The following is a 17,008-nucleotide window of genomic DNA, read 5'->3' on the forward strand; positions in this document are numbered from 1 at the left end:
TTATGCTTTTAGAATTGAATGTACAAAATTTTGCTATAATAGATGATATTAAAATTGAATTCACAAGCGGATTTAATGTTTTGACGGGAGAAACTGGATCTGGAAAGTCGATAATTATAGATGCTCTTGCTTTGGTTTTAGGAAAGAGGGCAAACAAGGATTCCATAAGAAATGGAAGAGAAAGTGCCTTTATAGAAGCTCTATTTAGCGTTGATGATGAATATTTGATTAATTATTTGGATGATTTAGGATTCGGGTTAGATTCAAGCTTGATAATATCAAGAGAAATATTTAAAGATAAGCCTTCGAAGCTAAGGATAAATGGAAGGCTTGCTCAGATGAGTACATTAAAAGAAATTACTAGCCAAATAATTGATATTTTCGCCCAAGAAGAGTCTCAATCACTTATGGATTTGTCAAATCAAAGAGAACTTTTAGATTCTTTCGCACCAAAAGAACAGATTGAGCTTTTGACTCAAATGAAAAATACATATAAGGACATGAAAATATTAAAAGATAAGTATGATGCTGCTGCAATGGATGAGTCAAAAAGACAAAGAGAAGTAGATATTTTAGATTTCCAAATTAAAGAAATAGACGATGCGAATTTAAAAGAAGATGATTTCTCAACTCTAGAAGACGAGTATAAAAAAGCTGCTAATTCTGAAAAAATTTTAAAAAATTTAAAGGATTCTCTTTGCATATTGAAGACATCAGATAGGCAAGAGTCTGTAGTTGATGGACTCGATAGAATAATTTCTTTGCTTGATGGACTTGAAAATTTCACTAACGATTTTGAATTTTTAAAAAATGACATTCTTGATATAAGGTATAGACTAGATGATATAGCTTGTGAACTTGAAGATCAAATTAGCTTGGCAGATATAGACGAATCGGAAATAGATAGACTTATATCCAGAATAGATATTGTAAATAATTTAAAGTCAAAGTACGGGGAAAGTCTTGCAAAAATTTTAGATTTTAGAGACGAATCGGCAAATAGATTGGCATTTTTAGAAAACTTGGATAAGGAAAGAGAGAATTTAAAAAAGTCTCTTGAAAATCTTGAGATAAGATGCAAAGAAATAGCTGATTGCTTGACTCAAAATAGAATTAAAGCTGGCGAATTTTTGACTAAAAGTTTAGATGAAGAGTTTAAACAGCTTAATATGTCTGATGCCAAGTTTAGATTAGATTTAAAGGCTCAAGACTTAGGCCCAGATGGCAAGGATCAAATTGAATATATGATAAAAACAAATATAGGAGAAGACTTCAAACCTCTATCTAAAATAGCATCAGGAGGAGAAATGTCCAGAATGATGTTGGGATTTAAATCAATATTAGCTAGAAAGGATAAGATTTCTTGCCTTATATTTGATGAAATAGATACAGGAATAAGTGGTAGAACTGCTCGTATTGTAGCAGGTAAAATAAAGAATTTATCTAAAGAAAGACAAGTCATAGCTGTGTCACATTTGCCACAAATAGTTGCATCGGCAGATAGCCATTACTTAATAGAAAAGAAACATAAAGACAGAGCTACTTTCTCAAATATAAGAAAGTTAGATGAAAAAGAGAGAGTTGAAGAAGTGGCAAGACTTTTAGGTGGGATTGAAATTACTAAAGCGAGCTTAGATGCCGCTAAAGAATTAATTGATGAAGGGAGAGATCAATGAGTATACGGGAAAAAACTATGCAATCCAACAAAGTATTTGAAGGTAAAATTTTTTCTGTTAGAGTTGATACTGTTGAATTACCCAATGCTAAGTACGCAAAAAGGGAAATTGTAGAGCATAAAGGCGCTGCTGCAGCGGTGTGTGTAAATAATGATGGGAAATTGATTTTTGTACGACAGTTTAGAAAAGCTTGCGATGAAATCTTGCTTGAAATACCTGCTGGAAAATTAGAAATCGGAGAAAAACCAATTGATTGCATAAGAAGAGAAGTAGAAGAAGAAACTGGATATACAGATGGAAAATTTGAATATATAACAGAGTTTTACACGTCTGCAGGTTTTTCTAATGAAAAGATTCATCTTTTTTTGGCGCATGATTTAAAGGCTGGACAAAGTCATCCAGATGAGGATGAATATGTAGAAGTTGAAATTTATAGCCTTGAGGAAGCTTTAAAAATGATAGAGCTTGGTGAGATAATGGATGCCAAGACGATAATAGGAATTTTATATTATAAAAATATGAGGAGTTTAAATGGAATATAAGGACATATTAAAGAGTGTAAGGAATAAAATAGATATAAACCCAGAACTTGGAATCATTTTAGGTTCAGGTCTTAATAATTATGCCGAAAATATTGAAAATCAAAAATCTTTAAAATATTCTGATATTGAAGGATTCGTAGACTCAACCGTCAAGGGACACAGCGGAGAGTATATTTATGGTGAATTGAATGGCAAGAAAGTAATATGCATGAAGGGAAGAATTCATTATTATGAAGGTCATCCAATAGGCAGAGTGGTTCTTCCACTTAGAATAATGCTAGATTTGGGAATTAAAACTCTAATTGTTACCAATGCTTGCGGAGGAGTAAATTTAGAATATAGACCAGGTGATTTGATGATTATTAAAGATCACATAAATTTTACAGGAGTTAATCCTTTAATAGGACCAAACGATGACACATTAGGACCAAGATTTCCTGACATGACCTATACTTACGACAGGGAATTAATAAATATTGCAAAAAGATGCGCTAAAGAATCTCATATGGACATAAAAGAAGGAGTTTATATGTGGTTTACAGGACCAGCCTATGAAACTCCTGCAGAAGTTAAAATGGCAAGAATTCTTGGAGCAGATGCGGTTGGGATGAGTACAGTACCGGAAGTGATTTTAGCTCACCACAGAGGAGTTAGAGTCTTAGGCATATCTTGCATTACTAATATGGCGGCTGGTATATTGGACAAACCTCTTGCCCACGAAGATGTGGTTGAGGTATCGAATATAGTAAAGGACAAGTTTGCGAATCTTGTCTCAAGTATAGTTAGGAGTATCTAATATGAATATGTATGACATAATTGAGAAGAAAAAACTCAATCTGCCTCTTGATGACGATGAGATAAAATATGTAATAGATGGGTATACCAAGGGGGATATACCAGATTATCAAGTGTCAGCCCTTTTGATGGCTATATATTTTAATAAAATGAATTTTGACGAAACTCTATGCCTAACAGATTGCATGCTACATTCTGGAGATGTAACTGATCTTAGCGGTATAAAAAAGGTTAAGCTTGATAAGCACTCCACAGGTGGAGTAGGAGATAAAGTCTCTTTAATTTTAGGCCCTGTTGTCGCTTCTTGTGGGGCTTGTTTTGCTAAAATGTCTGGTAGAGGTCTGGGACACACTGGAGGGACTTTAGATAAGCTAGAATCAATTCCAGGATTTCGTGTAGAAATAAGTCCAGATGAATTTGAAAAAATATCAAACGAAGTAGGACTTTCAATTTGTGGACAAACTGGAAATATCACACCGGCAGATAAGAAACTTTATGCACTTAGGGATGCGACAGCGACTGTGGACAATGTTTCTCTAATAAGCTCAAGTATAATGAGTAAAAAAATAGCTGTTGATTCAGACTGCCTCCTTTTAGATGTAAAAGTCGGCTCTGGTGCTTTTATGAAAAATGTAGCCAAGGCAGAGGAATTGGCAAGACTCATGGTAAAAATCGGCAATGCATTTAAAAGACCAACTAAGGCTCTTGTAACAAACATGGATAAACCTCTGGGCAAGGCTATAGGAAATTCTTTAGAAGTTATAGAAGCTGTAAATACATTAAAGGGAAATGGACCAGAGGATATCCACACCTTAGTCATCACAATAGCTGGAAAGCTCCTTCATATGGCACATCTTGTAAAGTCTGAAGAAGATGGTATAAAAATGGCAGAAGAGTCAATAAAGAATGGAAAAGCCTTCGAAAAGCTTAAAGAATTTGTGAAAGCTCAATCTGGAGATGTAAGCTATATTGAAGACACTTCAAAATTTGAATTGTCAACGCCATATCCTTTATATGCAGAAAAGTCGGGTTATATAGAAAAAATGGATGCCCTATCTTTTGGAGAAGTAGCAAGAAATTTAGGAGCCGGCAGAGAAAGAATGGATAGTGTCCTAGATATGGGAGCTGGAATTTTATTAGAAAAAACTGTGGGTGAATGGGTGAATAAGGGTGAAAAAATTCTAACCATCTATACAAAAAAAGATACTTATAAATCAGAATTAGAATTTTTAAGCAAAAATATATTAATATCAGATCATCCTGTTAAAGTTTCTCTCATATATGAGGAGATTGATTAGTGAAAAATCTAATCAGTGTAGAAACTCTATCCTACGTGGTAGGACTTTTATTAGCTATAATCCCCCATGAGATTGGGCATGCTCTTGTTGCATACCTTATGGGGGATTCTACGGCTAAAGAAAGTGGAAGATTTTCTTTAAACCCTTTTAGACACTTGGATCCATTGGGGATCATTTCTCTATTATTATTCAGATTTGGCTGGGCAAAGCCTGTGCCAATCGATCCTAGAAGATTCAAAAAAAAGAAATTAGGAATGGTTCTAGTATCACTTGCGGGTATTTTTGTAAATTTTATAATTCTTCTGATTTCTGGGGCTATGTATGTTTACGCTAATATAAATGATTTTTCAATTATTTCTATGTTTAGCTTAGATATAATGAGATTTAATGCTACATTGGCGATATTTAATCTAATACCCTTGCCACCCCTGGATGGCTCTAAGCTGCTTGCTACATTTTTGCCAGACAAAATTGAATTTTTATTCTACAAATATGAAAGAATTCTTTATGTATTTTTAATATTTGTTATTTTTTCTGGCTATATTAATAATATTATGCTTCCCTTAGTTTCTAATATGTTGAACCTTTCACTAAAATTTGGAGTTATGATTAATGGATTATAGTGTAAATTTACCAGTTTATGAAGGTCCTATGGATCTTTTGCTTGACTTAATTAAAGAAAATGAAATTGATATTTATGATATCCCGATAGCCCAAATAAGTGATGAGTTTTTGAATTATATTGAAAGAGCTAAAACAATAAATATGGATCTCACTGCGGATTTTATAATTATGGCTTCAAAATTACTTGAAATTAAGTCTAAAATGATGCTTCCTAAAAAAGAGAAAGAGGTCATTTCTGAAGATGAAGAAGACCCTAGAGATGAGTTGGTTCAAAAAATATTAGAGTATCAGAAGTTTAAAGAAATCGGAAGTTTTTTTGAAAATAGAGCCTTAATTGAAAACAGGTCAATAATCAAAGAACCAATGGATTTCGACGACTTGCCTGAGCTTGAATTTTTCATGGATTTTGAAATAGATAAATTGAGTAAGACCTTTAATCTTTTGCTAAAAAAAGCTAAGATTAGAGAAGCGACAGAAAAAGTAGTGATAGAATCTGATAAGTTTTCCATAAGTGATGCTATGAAAGATTTGAGCCTAAAGTTAAAAGAAAATAATAATATGAGTTTTTACAAGTGGATAGGAAGCGATTATTCGGTTGAAAAACTAGTGACATATTTTCTTGCGGTTTTAGAATTGATAAAAAATGGAGAAATTCTTGTAAGACAGGGCAATTTATTTGAAGATATAGAAATAAGGAGCAGACTTGGATAAAAAAGCAATTGTTGAATCAATCTTATTTGCAAGCGGAGATCCGGTTGATATAAAAGATTTGTGTAAATTATTAGATTTAAATAAAAAAGAGCTTCAAAATATAGTTGAGGACTTGGAGAAAAGATATTTTGATTCTGGCCTAAGGCTTAAAGTAATCGCAGATAAGTTACAACTAACAACAAATCCAGATACATTTGAATATATAAAGGAATTTATAACTATAGAAAAAGCTAAAAAGTTGTCGGCAGCCGCTATTGAGGTGCTATCAATAATTGCCTACAAGCAACCTGTTACGAAAGTTGAAATAGATAAAATTAGAGGCGTAAATTCCGACGCAATAATAAAAAGGCTCCTCCTTTTAGACTTGATAGTCGAAGCAGGAAACTTGGATAAAATAGGAAAACCCATAATATATGAAACAAGCGAGGAGTTTTTATTTAAGTTTGGCTTGAAAAGCATTGATCAGTTGCCAAGTCTTGATGAAGACGAACAATTGACCAATTTAAATTTTTTGGAGGAAAAATGAGATTACAAAAATATATGGCAAGTAGTGGCGTTGCATCTAGGAGAAGCTGTGAATCTATAATTAATGAGTCTAGGGTTAAAGTAAATGGCAAGATAGTAAATGTAATGGGCTATAAAGTAGATCCAGAAAGAGATGTCGTGCAAGTTGATGATAAGGTAATAAAGCTAAACTTAAATTATGAGTATTATATCCTAAATAAACCCATAGGAGTGGTTTGCACCGCTAAAGATGAAAAAAATAGACCCACAGTTGTCGATATGATAGAAAGCAAAAAAAGACTATATCCTGTTGGACGATTGGACATTGATTCTACCGGTTTAGTTTTGCTGACAAATGATGGAGAATTGACTAATAAAATCCTACATCCCAGAAATAAGATAAAAAAAACATATATAGCAACTGTGGAGGGAAAGCCGAGCAAAGAAGGTTTAGAAAAGCTTAGAAATGGAATATTTCTTGACGGAGCAAAGACCTCTCCTGCTAAAGTTGATATATTGAAGGTATATGAAACTGATAGCATAGTAAAAATAACAATTACAGAAGGTAGAAATCATCAGGTTAAAAATATGTTTTTGAAAATTGGAAATCCTGTAAAAAAACTCAAGAGAATATCTATTGGAGAAATAGAACTTGGTGGACTTGAACAGGGTTATTATAGGCCATTGGAAAAAGAAGAATTGGATTACTTGAGGTCTATAAGATGATTTATGACAAGACTATTAATTTGGTTCAACTTTTCATGAGTCAGGCGTTAAAAAAAGGCGATATAGCGTGTGATATGACTTGCGGAAACGGACACGATAGCTTAAAAATTTTAGAAGTTATTGGTAAAGAAGGACATCTCTATGCCTTTGATATTCAAAAGAATGCCCTCAAAAACACGAAAGAGCTTTTAAGTAAAATAGATGAAAGTAACTACTCTTTAATAGAGGATTCAAATGAAAATGCCAAAGCATATGTATATGGACATATTGATTTTGCCATATATAATTTAGGGTACTTGCCAGGGGCTGACAAGACTGTAAAGACAGAATCTAAAGCCACTATAAGAAGTTTAAAAAACTTATTACCTTTAATGAGTCATGGAGGAAATATCATAATAACAGCTTATAAGGCACATGATGGTGGTATGGAAGAGTATAAGGCTCTTTGCGATTTTGTTAAGAATTTGAATCAAAAAGAATTTGGAGTTATAAATATAAATTTTCCAAATCAAATTAATTTTCCTCCAGAAATCTTTATAATAGGTGTTAAATGAAAACAGGTATTATTGGCGGTGGAGCCAGCGGTATGATGGCCGCTTTTTTTTCGGCAAAGAATTCAGATACGACATTGTTTGAGAAAAATGAAAAATTAGGTAAAAAAATCTACATAACTGGAAAGGGCAGATGCAATGTATGCAATGATTGCAGCTGCGAGGAATTTTTAGAAAATGTAGTTACAAACTCGAAGTTCTTGTATTCTGCCATCTATTCTTTTACTCCAAAAGATACTATGAAATTTTTTGAAGATTTAGGCTTACATTTAAAAACAGAAAGAGGTAATAGAGTTTTTCCTATGTCTGATAAATCTTCAGATGTAATAAATACATTAAGCAAGGCGATTATCAAAAGTGGTGTTGATCTAAAATTAGAAGAAGAGGTAATAAGTATAGAAAAACATGAAAAGTTTCATGTAAAAACAAGTAAAAACAACTATATTTTTGACAAAATAATAATTGCAACAGGAGGTCTTACCTATTCAACCACAGGATCAAGCGGTGACGGATATGATTTTGCAAATAGATTTGGTCACGATATTAAAAAAATTAAACCTGCACTTGTGCCTTTAACTTTAGATGAAGATTTTTTAAAACAAGTTGTAGGATTGAGCCTATACAATGTTAGATTGACCTCTTATAAAAAAAACAAGAAGTATAAAAGCTTTTTTGGTGACTTGATGTTCACGCCATATGGCATATCAGGACCGATTTCTTTAACTATGTCTTCTTATATCAATAAATTAAATACAAAAGAAATTTCCCTATATTTAGATTTAAAACCAGCCTTAGATATTGAAAAATTAGACAAGAGATTTGTAAGAGAGTTTGAAACAAATCAAAATAAAAATCTTTCGAATGTAATGGAGAACTTGCTTCCAAAATCGTTAGTATTTGGGTTTTTGTCAAAAACAAATCTTAAAGGAGATGAAAAATGCCATTCCATAAATGCTGCTCAAAGAAGAGAACTTGTGGAAAAATTAAAAAAATTTCCTTTGAATTACAAGGGTACTTTTTCTCTTGATCTTGGTATTATTACTAATGGCGGGGTAAATGTTAAGGAAATCGACCCATCTACAATGCAATCCAAACTCATAAAAAATTTGTATTTTGCGGGAGAAGTTATAGATGTAGATGCACTAACTGGAGGCTTTAATTTACAAATAGCTTTTTCGACGGCATACTTAGCGGGAAATAGTGTAAAATAATTGTTATACTTATTTTTTTCTGATATAATTAGTTAGGTTTGGTAGGAGCTAGGATAAAAGAATATTTTTGAATCACTGACCAAATCAGTGATTTTTTTATTATGGGGTAAAAATGGTTTTTTCTGTTGCTATAGATGGCAAAGCAGGCGTTGGTAAGTCTACCGTAGCTAGACTTGTCGCCAAAAAATTAAATATAACTTATGTAAACACTGGCTCTATGTACAGAGCAATAGGATTGAAATTGCTTTTGAATAATGTAGACATAGATCAAATTGAAGATATAGATTCTTTTTTGAAATCTACTAAAATAAAACTAGTGGATGATGAAATTTTTTTGGATGGAGAAAATGTAACTGAAAAGATTAGAGATGAAAAAGTCGGGAATTTTACATCTAAAATATCACAAAATAAAAAGATAAGAGAGTATCTGGTTTATCTACAACAAGAAATTGCCAAGCATCAATCCATAGTAATGGAAGGAAGAGACATAGGCTCAGTAGTGTTGAAAAATTCTAAAAATAAATTCTATCTTACTGCTTCTGCCCACAACAGAGCTTTGCGAAGATATGACGAATTAAAATTAAAGGGCCTTGATGTAAATTTAAATAAACTGATAGACGATATGGCTAAAAGAGATTATGATGACACGCATAGAAAGAATTCACCCTTAGTTAAAGCGGATGATGCCTTTGAAATAGCAACAGATGCTCTAAATCCAGATGAAGTTGCTAAGCTTATAGTATCGAGGGTGATTAAATGAGTCTTTTTTATAAAATTGCAAGATTTTTAGTATTTATCTATCTTAAAATATTTTTTAGGCTCGAGGGAATTGGATTTGAAAAAATTGACTATGATAAAAAACTTATAATATCTGGAAATCATCACACAATTTACGATCCACTTATAATATCTTCCCTTATAAAAAAACAGGTTTTTTGGATGGGGAAGAAGGAACTGTGGGATTGTTCTAGAGTATTAGGATTCTTCTTAAGTTCTTTTGGTGCTTTTCCTGTAGACAGAGATGGAAATGATATAGGAGCTATAAAAAAAGCTATAAAATATATAAGAAACAATAAAATCTTGGGAATATTTCCTGAGGGGACGAGAACTGATTTTATGGATCTTGATCTTGCAAAAAATGGAGCTGTTTTGATGGCTACAAGAACTGCTGCCACAATAGTACCCGTCTACATAGATAGAAGGGGCAAAATTTTTAAAAAAATAAAAGTTTATGTAAGAGATCCGATTGATTATAAGGGGCTTGGCAAATTAGAAGAGAATGATTTGACAAGACTTACTAGAGATTTGATGTTAAGTATTTATGATAAAAAAAGAGATTATATTAGCTGATTATGCTGGCTTTTGTGGCGGTGTCAAAAGGGCCGTCAAACTTGCCTTTGATAACAGCGATTCAGAGAAAAAAACCTATTGCTTAGGGGAACTTGTCCACAATCCTTTTGTAGTTGAGGATTTGATAAAAAGAAATGTTGAAATAATTTCAGATTATGACAATATAAAACTTTCAAAAGTTATTTTGAGATCACATGGTGTTCACAAAAAAATCAAAAGACTGCTTGAGGACAGAGAAAATGAAGTAGTAGACACTACTTGCAAGTATGTTCAAAAAATTTATAAGCTTGTTGAAGAGCACAAGAATCAAGGTTATCAGATTGTAATTATAGGATCGTCTGTGCATCCTGAAGTCATAGGTATCAATTCTTATGCTGATGATGAGGCCATAATAGTGGACAATGAAGATGATATTAAAAAAATTAATATAAATAAAAAAACTATTGTTGTGTCACAGACTACAAATATCGAAGAAAAATTTGAAAAATTAACAAATATTATAAAAAAGATTTCAAAAGATGAAGTTTTAGTCTATAATACAATATGTAGTGCTACATCTTTGCGTCAAGATGCGGCGATGGAACTTTCAAAAAAAGTAGACGCAATGATTGTTTTAGGTGGAAACAATTCATCTAATACAAAAAAACTTTATGAGGTTTGTAAAAAGTATTGTAAAAATACATTTTTTGCGAGCTCAATAAAGGAATTAAATATTAATTTATTTAATAAATTTAATAAAATTGGAATTACCGCCGGTGCATCCACTCCGGATAAGGTAATCGAGGAGGCTGTTAGTAGTATGGAAAATTTTGACAACAATGAAATGATGGAAGCAATTGAAAACTCTTTTACAAGGATTAGAAGAGGGGAAATTGTAAAAGGTGAAGTTCTTTTTGTAACTGACAATGAAGTTATGGTTAACATTAACTATCGTTCAGACGGTATAATTTCAAGAGAAGAACTTTCAAAAGACCCAGATGTGAAGCCATCTGACATTTGCAAACCTGGAGATGAAATTGATGTTTACATCTTAAAGGTTGACGACGGAGATGGAAATGTAGTACTTTCTAGAAAAAAAGTTGAAAGCATGAAGGTTTGGGATGATGTTGAACAATTATTCAACGATAAAAAAGAAGTAGAGGTAAAAGTTAAGTCAGTTGTTAAGGGCGGACTTATCGCAGATTTTGAAGGTTTGCAAGCATTTATACCTGCTTCACATGCTTCAGTTAGGTTCCAAAAGGATCTTTCTAAGTATGTAGGACAAAATTTATTGTGCGAAATAATAGATTTTGACAAAAATAAGAGAAAAATCGTTCTTTCAAGAAAAAATGTAGAAGAAAGAGAACTTGAAGAAAATAGAAAGAAAGTTTACTCTACCTTGAAAGAAGGAGATGTAATAGAAGGTACAGTTCAAAGATTGACTAATTTTGGTGCTTTTGTTGATGTTGGAGGAGTAGATGGACTAATTCATATTTCAGAGTTGTCATGGAATAGAGTTAAGCATCCTTCAGATGTAGTTTCTCCAGGAGAAAAGGTTCAAGTTCAAGTTTTGACTGTTGATGAAGAAAAATCTAGAATTGCTTTGGGCTTAAAGCAAACACAAAAAAGACCTTGGGATGTATTTGTTGAATCTACAAATGTTGGCGATACTGTAAAGGGAAATGTTGTAAACTTGCTTGATTTTGGAGCCTTTGTCAGATTAGATTCCGGAGTGGATGGATTGCTTCATGTTTCTCAAATTGCGAAAGAACATATTGAAAAACCTGAAGATGTTCTAAAAATAGGACAAGAAGTAGAAGCTATGGTTACAGATATCAATAATGAAGAACAAAAGATAAGTCTTTCAATAAAAGCATTATTTGAAGATGAAGAACCAGAAGTTGAAGAACCTGTAAAAGAAAAGAAACCTGAACCAAAGCGTGAAAAGCCTAAAAAGGAACCAAAACCTGAAGTAGCAACTCAAGAAGATCTTGGAACTACAATAGGAGATTTATTCAACATAAATCTTGAAGATAACAGTGTTGAATGATATAAAAATAATTGAACTTACATTATTTCATTAATATGTAAAATTTTAAAAGACCTCAGTTTGAGGTCTTTTTTTATTGTTAAATTATAAAATAAAATGCAAAATAGATGAAAATATAAATAAAAAATATAAATAAAAATTTCTATGTTTTTTATATTGATGATAAACGATTGCAAAAGCAAAGTATACACAAATAATAAACTTTCAAATTAATGGAGATTATTTCTAGTAATTTGTGAAAAAATATATTCATATAAAATCACTACGATTATTTATTATTTTAACAATAGATTGTCATAAACTAGATAAACATTGAACTTTCATTTTGGTTGTATTAAAATGAAGACATAATATACAAAGGGGGTTAATGATGTCTAATTTTAACATGTCTATACTTGACGAAAAGAAATTAACGCTTCTTGACAAGTATATGGATGGGTTTGACGATAAGGAACATAACATAATCACAATATTGCATTATGCTCAGGATATTTTTGATTATCTTCCTAAAGAACTTCAACTTTACATAGCTAGGAAGATAGGAATCCCTGCCTCCAAGGTAAATGGGATTGTATCATTTTATTCTTTTTTCAATGAGAACCCAACTGGTAAGTATGTTGCAAATGTTTGTATGGGGACAGCGTGTTTTGTAAAACATTCTCAAGATATTTTGGACGAGTTTAACAAAATTTTGAAACTTGACGAGAATGGAATGAGTGCCGATAAATTATTTTCAATAAATAGCATAAGATGCTTGGGCGCTTGTGGCATAGGTCCTGTTGTTAAGATTAATGACAAGATTTTTGGCCATGTTAAAAAAGAAGATGTTGCAGGCATTATAAAGTCATATAGAGATAAGGAGGGCTTATGAGAATCAAAAATTTAGATCAGCTCAAGAGGATTAGTAATGATTTAAATCAGGAACTTCTTTTAAGATCTCTTGGTAACAAACATGAAAATGAAGTTATTGAAATTGTTATAACTGGAAATGGTAAAGAAGAATATTCCACTGTGGCTGAAGGAATCTCGAATTTAAAAGATTATGTCAATGAAATTGATGGCGACGATGTTAAGTTTTTATTTAAAAATGACCCAAGTCAACAAGCTGCTTTTAATATAAAAATCAGTGCAAGTTTTCAAAGAAATATAGACACTGATGAGATCGACTCGGAAAAAATTAAAGAATTAGTCTCTAGAATATGTCAAATAAAAGCTGAAGAGATGACTTGTGGAAGGGATAAAAAAGATCTAATAAAGAATTTAGAGCAAAAAATACAAAGCAAAAGAAGAACCAATCCGTCCAAAACTTCTAATAAAAAGAAGGGGGCTGAAAAATGAAGAAAAATATTAGATTACAGCTTATGGTTTGCCAAGGTACAGGTTGTATTTCTGCTGATTCCAAGATTTTACTTGAAAATTTAAAAGATCTTGTGAAAGAGAAAAAATTATATGACGTAGAAGTTATAAAGACAGGCTGCTTTGGATTCTGTGGGGAAGGTCCAATAGTAAAGGTATATCCTGACAACATATTTTATACTAAAGTAAAGCCAGAAGATGCTAAAGAAATAGTTGAGGAACACATTTTAAATGGTAGGGCTGTCGAAAGATTACTTTATAAAAATCCTGCTACGGGCAAAAAAATTGTTAATCAACATGCGATGAATTTCTATGAAAAGCAAACAAGAATAGCTCTTAGAAACTGCGGACTGATAAATCCAGAAGAAATAAATGAATACATAGCTAGAGATGGATATCAGGCGCTCGGACAAGTTTTAACTAAGATGACCCCAGAACAAGTAGTAGAAGAAATTATAAAATCGGGACTTCGAGGTAGAGGCGGTGGAGGATTTCCTACTGGTATAAAATGGAAAACTACACTTTCATCTCCTGGTGACGAAAAGTATATTTTTTGCAATGCTGACGAAGGAGACCCTGGTGCATTTATGGATAGATCCATATTGGAAGGTGATCCCCACTCTGTAATTGAAGCCATGGCGATAGGGGGATACGCTACTGGAGCTAATCAAGGGGTAATTTATATAAGAGCAGAATATCCGCTCGCCATACATAGGCTAGAGGTTGCAATTAAACAGGCAAAATCTTATGGACTATTGGGGAAAAATATTTTCGATTCAGGTTTTGACTTTGATATTATAATTCGCTATGGAGCAGGCGCTTTTGTTTGTGGCGAAGAAACCGCTCTAATCCACTCTGTCGAAGGTATGCGTGGAGAGCCTACAAGAAAACCACCATTTCCTTCTATAAAAGGTTATTTGGGCAAACCTACAACTGTAAACAACGTTGAAACATATGCCAACATACCTCAAATAATATTGAAGGGAGCTGATTGGTATGCTTCCATGGGTACTGAGGGGTCTAAGGGCACAAAGGTTTTTGCTCTTGCTGGCAATGTAAATAATATAGGACTTGTTGAAGTGCCTATGGGTATTACGATTAGAGAAATTGTATATGATATTGGTGGCGGAATTCCAAATGGTAAAAAGTTCAAAGGCGTTCAAATTGGTGGACCATCTGGCGGTATGATTACCAAAGAAAATTTGGATACACCGATAGATTACGAAAATTTAAAAGCGATTGGGGCTATGATGGGCTCGGGTGGATTGATTGTCATGGATGAAGATACCGATATGGTAGAGCTTGCAAAGTTTTATCTTGAATTCACTCAAGACGAATCTTGCGGAAAGTGTACTCCTTGTAGGATAGGAACTAAAAGGTTACTTGAAATGCTCACTGATTTAATAAATCAAAAATCATCGCTCGAAAAACTGCCAAAGATAAAAAGCCTATGCGAAAACATTATTGAAACAGCAGCTTGTGGACTTGGGCAAACCGCACCAAATCCTATACTTTCAACAATGAGATATTTTCCTGAAGAATATGAAAAATATGCCAAAGGAGAAGTTGAAAAAGCTTATAAAATTGATCCTAGTAAGTGTATAGGCTGTCATAGATGTGCTAAAAATTGTCCAATATCTTGTATAAGTGGGGAAATAAAGAAAGCTCATACAATAGATAAAGACAAATGTATAGCTTGTGGAACTTGTATGGGAGTTTGTCCTGTTGGTGCTATCATTAAACCATAGGGGGGGATTGTATGAATATTAGTTGTAATATAAATGGAAAAGATTTAACTGTAGCTGAAGGGACTACTATACTAGAAGCTGCAAGAGGAATAAATATTGACATTCCGACCTTATGCCATATGAAATTAGATCACTTTCATTATGAAAACATGCCTTCTTCTTGCCGTTTGTGCATGGTTGAGGTGGAAGGAAGAAAAAATTTATGTACTGCATGCTCTGAAGTTATAACTGATGGCATGATTATAAGGACAGATACTCCTAAAGCTGTAATGGCAAGAAAAACTAATCTAGAACTTTTGTTGTCAAATCACCCTAAGGACTGTCTTACATGTGCAAAGAACTTAGAATGCGAACTTCAAGATTTGGCAGCTAAAATGGGAGTAAGAGAAATTCAATATCCTGGCAAACGGATGGTTCACAAGGTAGATAGATCTTCCAAGGCATTGGAAAGAAATCCATCCAAGTGTGTAATGTGTAGACGCTGTGAAAGCATGTGTAATGAAGTTCAAACCGTAGGCACTTTAGCTGCAATAAATAGAGGCTTTGATGCTATTGTTTCTCCAGCCTTTAGCATACCTCTAGAAGATTCATCATGCACATTCTGCGGTCAATGTGCAGCTGTATGTCCTACGGGTGCAATTGTAGAAATAGATGAGACGGATAAGGTCTGGAAAGCAATAAAGGATCCTACAAAACATTTGGTTGTCCAAGTGGCTCCTGCCATTAGGGTTGCCATAGGAGAGATGTTTGGATATGAACCAGGAAGTATTCAAACAGGTAAATTGGTAGCGGCCCTTAGAAGATTAGGGTTTGATACTGTTTTCGATACTGATTTTTCTGCTGATTTAACAGTTATGGAAGAGGCATCAGAAATAGTAGACAGAATAAAAAATGACGGGGTTCTTCCAATACTTACTTCATGTTGTCCGGCTTGGGTGAGATTTATTGAAACTAATTTCCCTGATATGCTAGATATACCATCAACTTGTAAATCTCCACAAATTATGATGGGCGCAATGGTAAAAAGTTATTATGCTCAGAAAAAAGGTATAGATCCCAAAGATATAGTTATGGTTTCAATAATGCCATGCACAGCCAAGAAAGCAGAAGCATATAGAACTGAGTTAAAGAATGATAATCTCCAAGATGTTGATATAGTCCTTTCGACTAGAGAACTTGGAAGAATGATTAAACTATATGGTATAAACTTTAATGAGCTTGAAGATGAAAACTTCGATACTCTCATGGGAGAATCAACTGGTGCTGGTGTAATTTTTGGAACTACTGGCGGTGTAATTGAAGCTGCCATAAGAACTGCTAACGACTGGTTAAGCGGAAAAGATATGGGAGATTTTGAATTCAAAGAATTAAGAGGCATTGAAGGTATACGCCAAGCTGAAGTTGAGATTAATGATATGAAACTCAGAGTTGGAATAGCCAATGGCTTGGGCAATGCTAGAAAGCTTTTAGAGGGCATAAGATCAGGAGAATATAAGTTTGACGCAATAGAAATCATGGCATGCCCAGGAGGTTGTATTGGTGGAGGAGGGCAACCTTACCATCATGGAGACTCAACTATTTTAGAAAAAAGACAAAAGGCAATTTATGAAATTGACAAATCTAAGACCATAAGAAAGAGCCACCAAAATCCAATGATAAAAGCAATTTATGAAGAATTTTTAGGTAAACCTTATGGCCCTAAGTCTCATGAATTACTTCATACAACCTATAAGAAAAGAGAAAGAATTTAAAAAATATTTAATTATTAAGAAAATTTTTATATGGAGTAGACAATTCAGAGTCTACTCCATATTTTTAAATTGTATAAAATTTATAAAAATAAATATTAATGCTTGACAAAAACGACAAATAACCATAAACTATTAA

17 protein-coding genes are annotated in these 17,008 nt (G+C 33.1%); all 17 read left to right on the forward strand.

Features of this window, described 5'->3' with window-relative positions; all coding sequences use genetic code 11:
- Positions 1-2: 2 nt before the first annotated feature.
- A complete protein-coding gene (gene recN / locus LV469_01795; GenBank protein ID UHR03040.1) occupies positions 3-1,676 on the forward strand; it encodes a DNA repair protein RecN in 1,674 nt (557 codons plus the stop codon).
- On the forward strand, positions 1,673-2,218 hold the full coding sequence (locus LV469_01800; protein ID UHR03041.1) for an NUDIX hydrolase: 546 nt from the start codon (positions 1,673-1,675) through the stop codon (positions 2,216-2,218). Before recN ends, LV469_01800 begins: the two co-directional genes overlap by 4 nt.
- Complete coding sequence (locus LV469_01805) at positions 2,208-3,014, forward strand: purine-nucleoside phosphorylase (GenBank protein ID UHR03042.1); 807 nt, start codon at positions 2,208-2,210, stop codon at positions 3,012-3,014. The genes LV469_01800 and LV469_01805 overlap by 11 nt, the downstream gene beginning before the upstream one ends.
- A gap of 1 nt (position 3,015) precedes the next feature.
- Complete coding sequence (locus LV469_01810) at positions 3,016-4,311, forward strand: thymidine phosphorylase (GenBank protein UHR03043.1); 1,296 nt, start codon at positions 3,016-3,018, stop codon at positions 4,309-4,311.
- Positions 4,311-4,934 carry a site-2 protease family protein gene (locus tag LV469_01815; protein ID UHR03044.1) on the forward strand — a complete coding sequence of 208 codons (624 nt, stop codon included), beginning with the start codon at positions 4,311-4,313 and terminating at the stop codon, positions 4,932-4,934. Before LV469_01810 ends, LV469_01815 begins: the two co-directional genes overlap by 1 nt.
- Positions 4,924-5,646 (forward strand): segregation/condensation protein A, encoded by a 723-nt coding sequence (locus LV469_01820; GenBank protein ID UHR03045.1) that lies wholly within the window; start codon positions 4,924-4,926, stop codon positions 5,644-5,646. The genes LV469_01815 and LV469_01820 overlap by 11 nt, the downstream gene beginning before the upstream one ends.
- The gene (gene scpB, locus LV469_01825) at positions 5,639-6,172 is read left to right on the forward strand and encodes an SMC-Scp complex subunit ScpB (GenBank protein UHR03046.1); all 534 of its coding nucleotides are present in this window, start codon (positions 5,639-5,641) and stop codon (positions 6,170-6,172) included. The genes LV469_01820 and scpB overlap by 8 nt, the downstream gene beginning before the upstream one ends.
- Positions 6,169-6,876, forward strand: a complete 708-nt coding sequence (locus LV469_01830) for an rRNA pseudouridine synthase (protein ID UHR03047.1) — start codon at positions 6,169-6,171, stop codon at positions 6,874-6,876. The genes scpB and LV469_01830 overlap by 4 nt, the downstream gene beginning before the upstream one ends.
- The gene (locus LV469_01835; GenBank protein UHR03048.1) at positions 6,873-7,430 is read left to right on the forward strand and encodes a class I SAM-dependent methyltransferase; all 558 of its coding nucleotides are present in this window, start codon (positions 6,873-6,875) and stop codon (positions 7,428-7,430) included. The genes LV469_01830 and LV469_01835 overlap by 4 nt, the downstream gene beginning before the upstream one ends.
- Positions 7,427-8,638 carry an NAD(P)/FAD-dependent oxidoreductase gene (locus LV469_01840; GenBank protein UHR03049.1) on the forward strand — a complete coding sequence of 404 codons (1,212 nt, stop codon included), beginning with the start codon at positions 7,427-7,429 and terminating at the stop codon, positions 8,636-8,638. Before LV469_01835 ends, LV469_01840 begins: the two co-directional genes overlap by 4 nt.
- A gap of 112 nt (positions 8,639-8,750) precedes the next feature.
- Positions 8,751-9,398 (forward strand): (d)CMP kinase, encoded by a 648-nt coding sequence (cmk, locus tag LV469_01845; protein ID UHR03050.1) that lies wholly within the window; start codon positions 8,751-8,753, stop codon positions 9,396-9,398.
- Entirely contained in the window at positions 9,395-9,988 is a 594-nt protein-coding gene (locus LV469_01850) for a 1-acyl-sn-glycerol-3-phosphate acyltransferase (protein UHR03051.1), read from the forward strand. The genes cmk and LV469_01850 overlap by 4 nt, the downstream gene beginning before the upstream one ends.
- Positions 9,960-12,017 carry a bifunctional 4-hydroxy-3-methylbut-2-enyl diphosphate reductase/30S ribosomal protein S1 gene (locus LV469_01855; protein UHR03052.1) on the forward strand — a complete coding sequence of 686 codons (2,058 nt, stop codon included), beginning with the start codon at positions 9,960-9,962 and terminating at the stop codon, positions 12,015-12,017. Before LV469_01850 ends, LV469_01855 begins: the two co-directional genes overlap by 29 nt.
- 370 nt (positions 12,018-12,387) lie before the next feature.
- Positions 12,388-12,888: an NAD(P)H-dependent oxidoreductase subunit E gene (locus LV469_01860; protein ID UHR03053.1), complete on the forward strand. Its 501-nt coding sequence runs from the start codon at positions 12,388-12,390 to the stop codon at positions 12,886-12,888.
- Positions 12,885-13,355 carry a hypothetical protein gene (locus tag LV469_01865; protein ID UHR03054.1) on the forward strand — a complete coding sequence of 157 codons (471 nt, stop codon included), beginning with the start codon at positions 12,885-12,887 and terminating at the stop codon, positions 13,353-13,355. Before LV469_01860 ends, LV469_01865 begins: the two co-directional genes overlap by 4 nt.
- Positions 13,352-15,121 (forward strand): NADH-quinone oxidoreductase subunit NuoF, encoded by a 1,770-nt coding sequence (locus tag LV469_01870; GenBank protein ID UHR03055.1) that lies wholly within the window; start codon positions 13,352-13,354, stop codon positions 15,119-15,121. The genes LV469_01865 and LV469_01870 overlap by 4 nt, the downstream gene beginning before the upstream one ends.
- A gap of 11 nt (positions 15,122-15,132) precedes the next feature.
- Positions 15,133-16,872 (forward strand): [FeFe] hydrogenase, group A, encoded by a 1,740-nt coding sequence (locus LV469_01875; GenBank protein ID UHR03056.1) that lies wholly within the window; start codon positions 15,133-15,135, stop codon positions 16,870-16,872.
- Positions 16,873-17,008 lie beyond the last annotated feature (136 nt).

Source organism: Peptoniphilus sp. GNH (assembly GCA_021307325.1).
Lineage (GTDB): Bacteria > Bacillota > Clostridia > Tissierellales > Peptoniphilaceae > KA00134.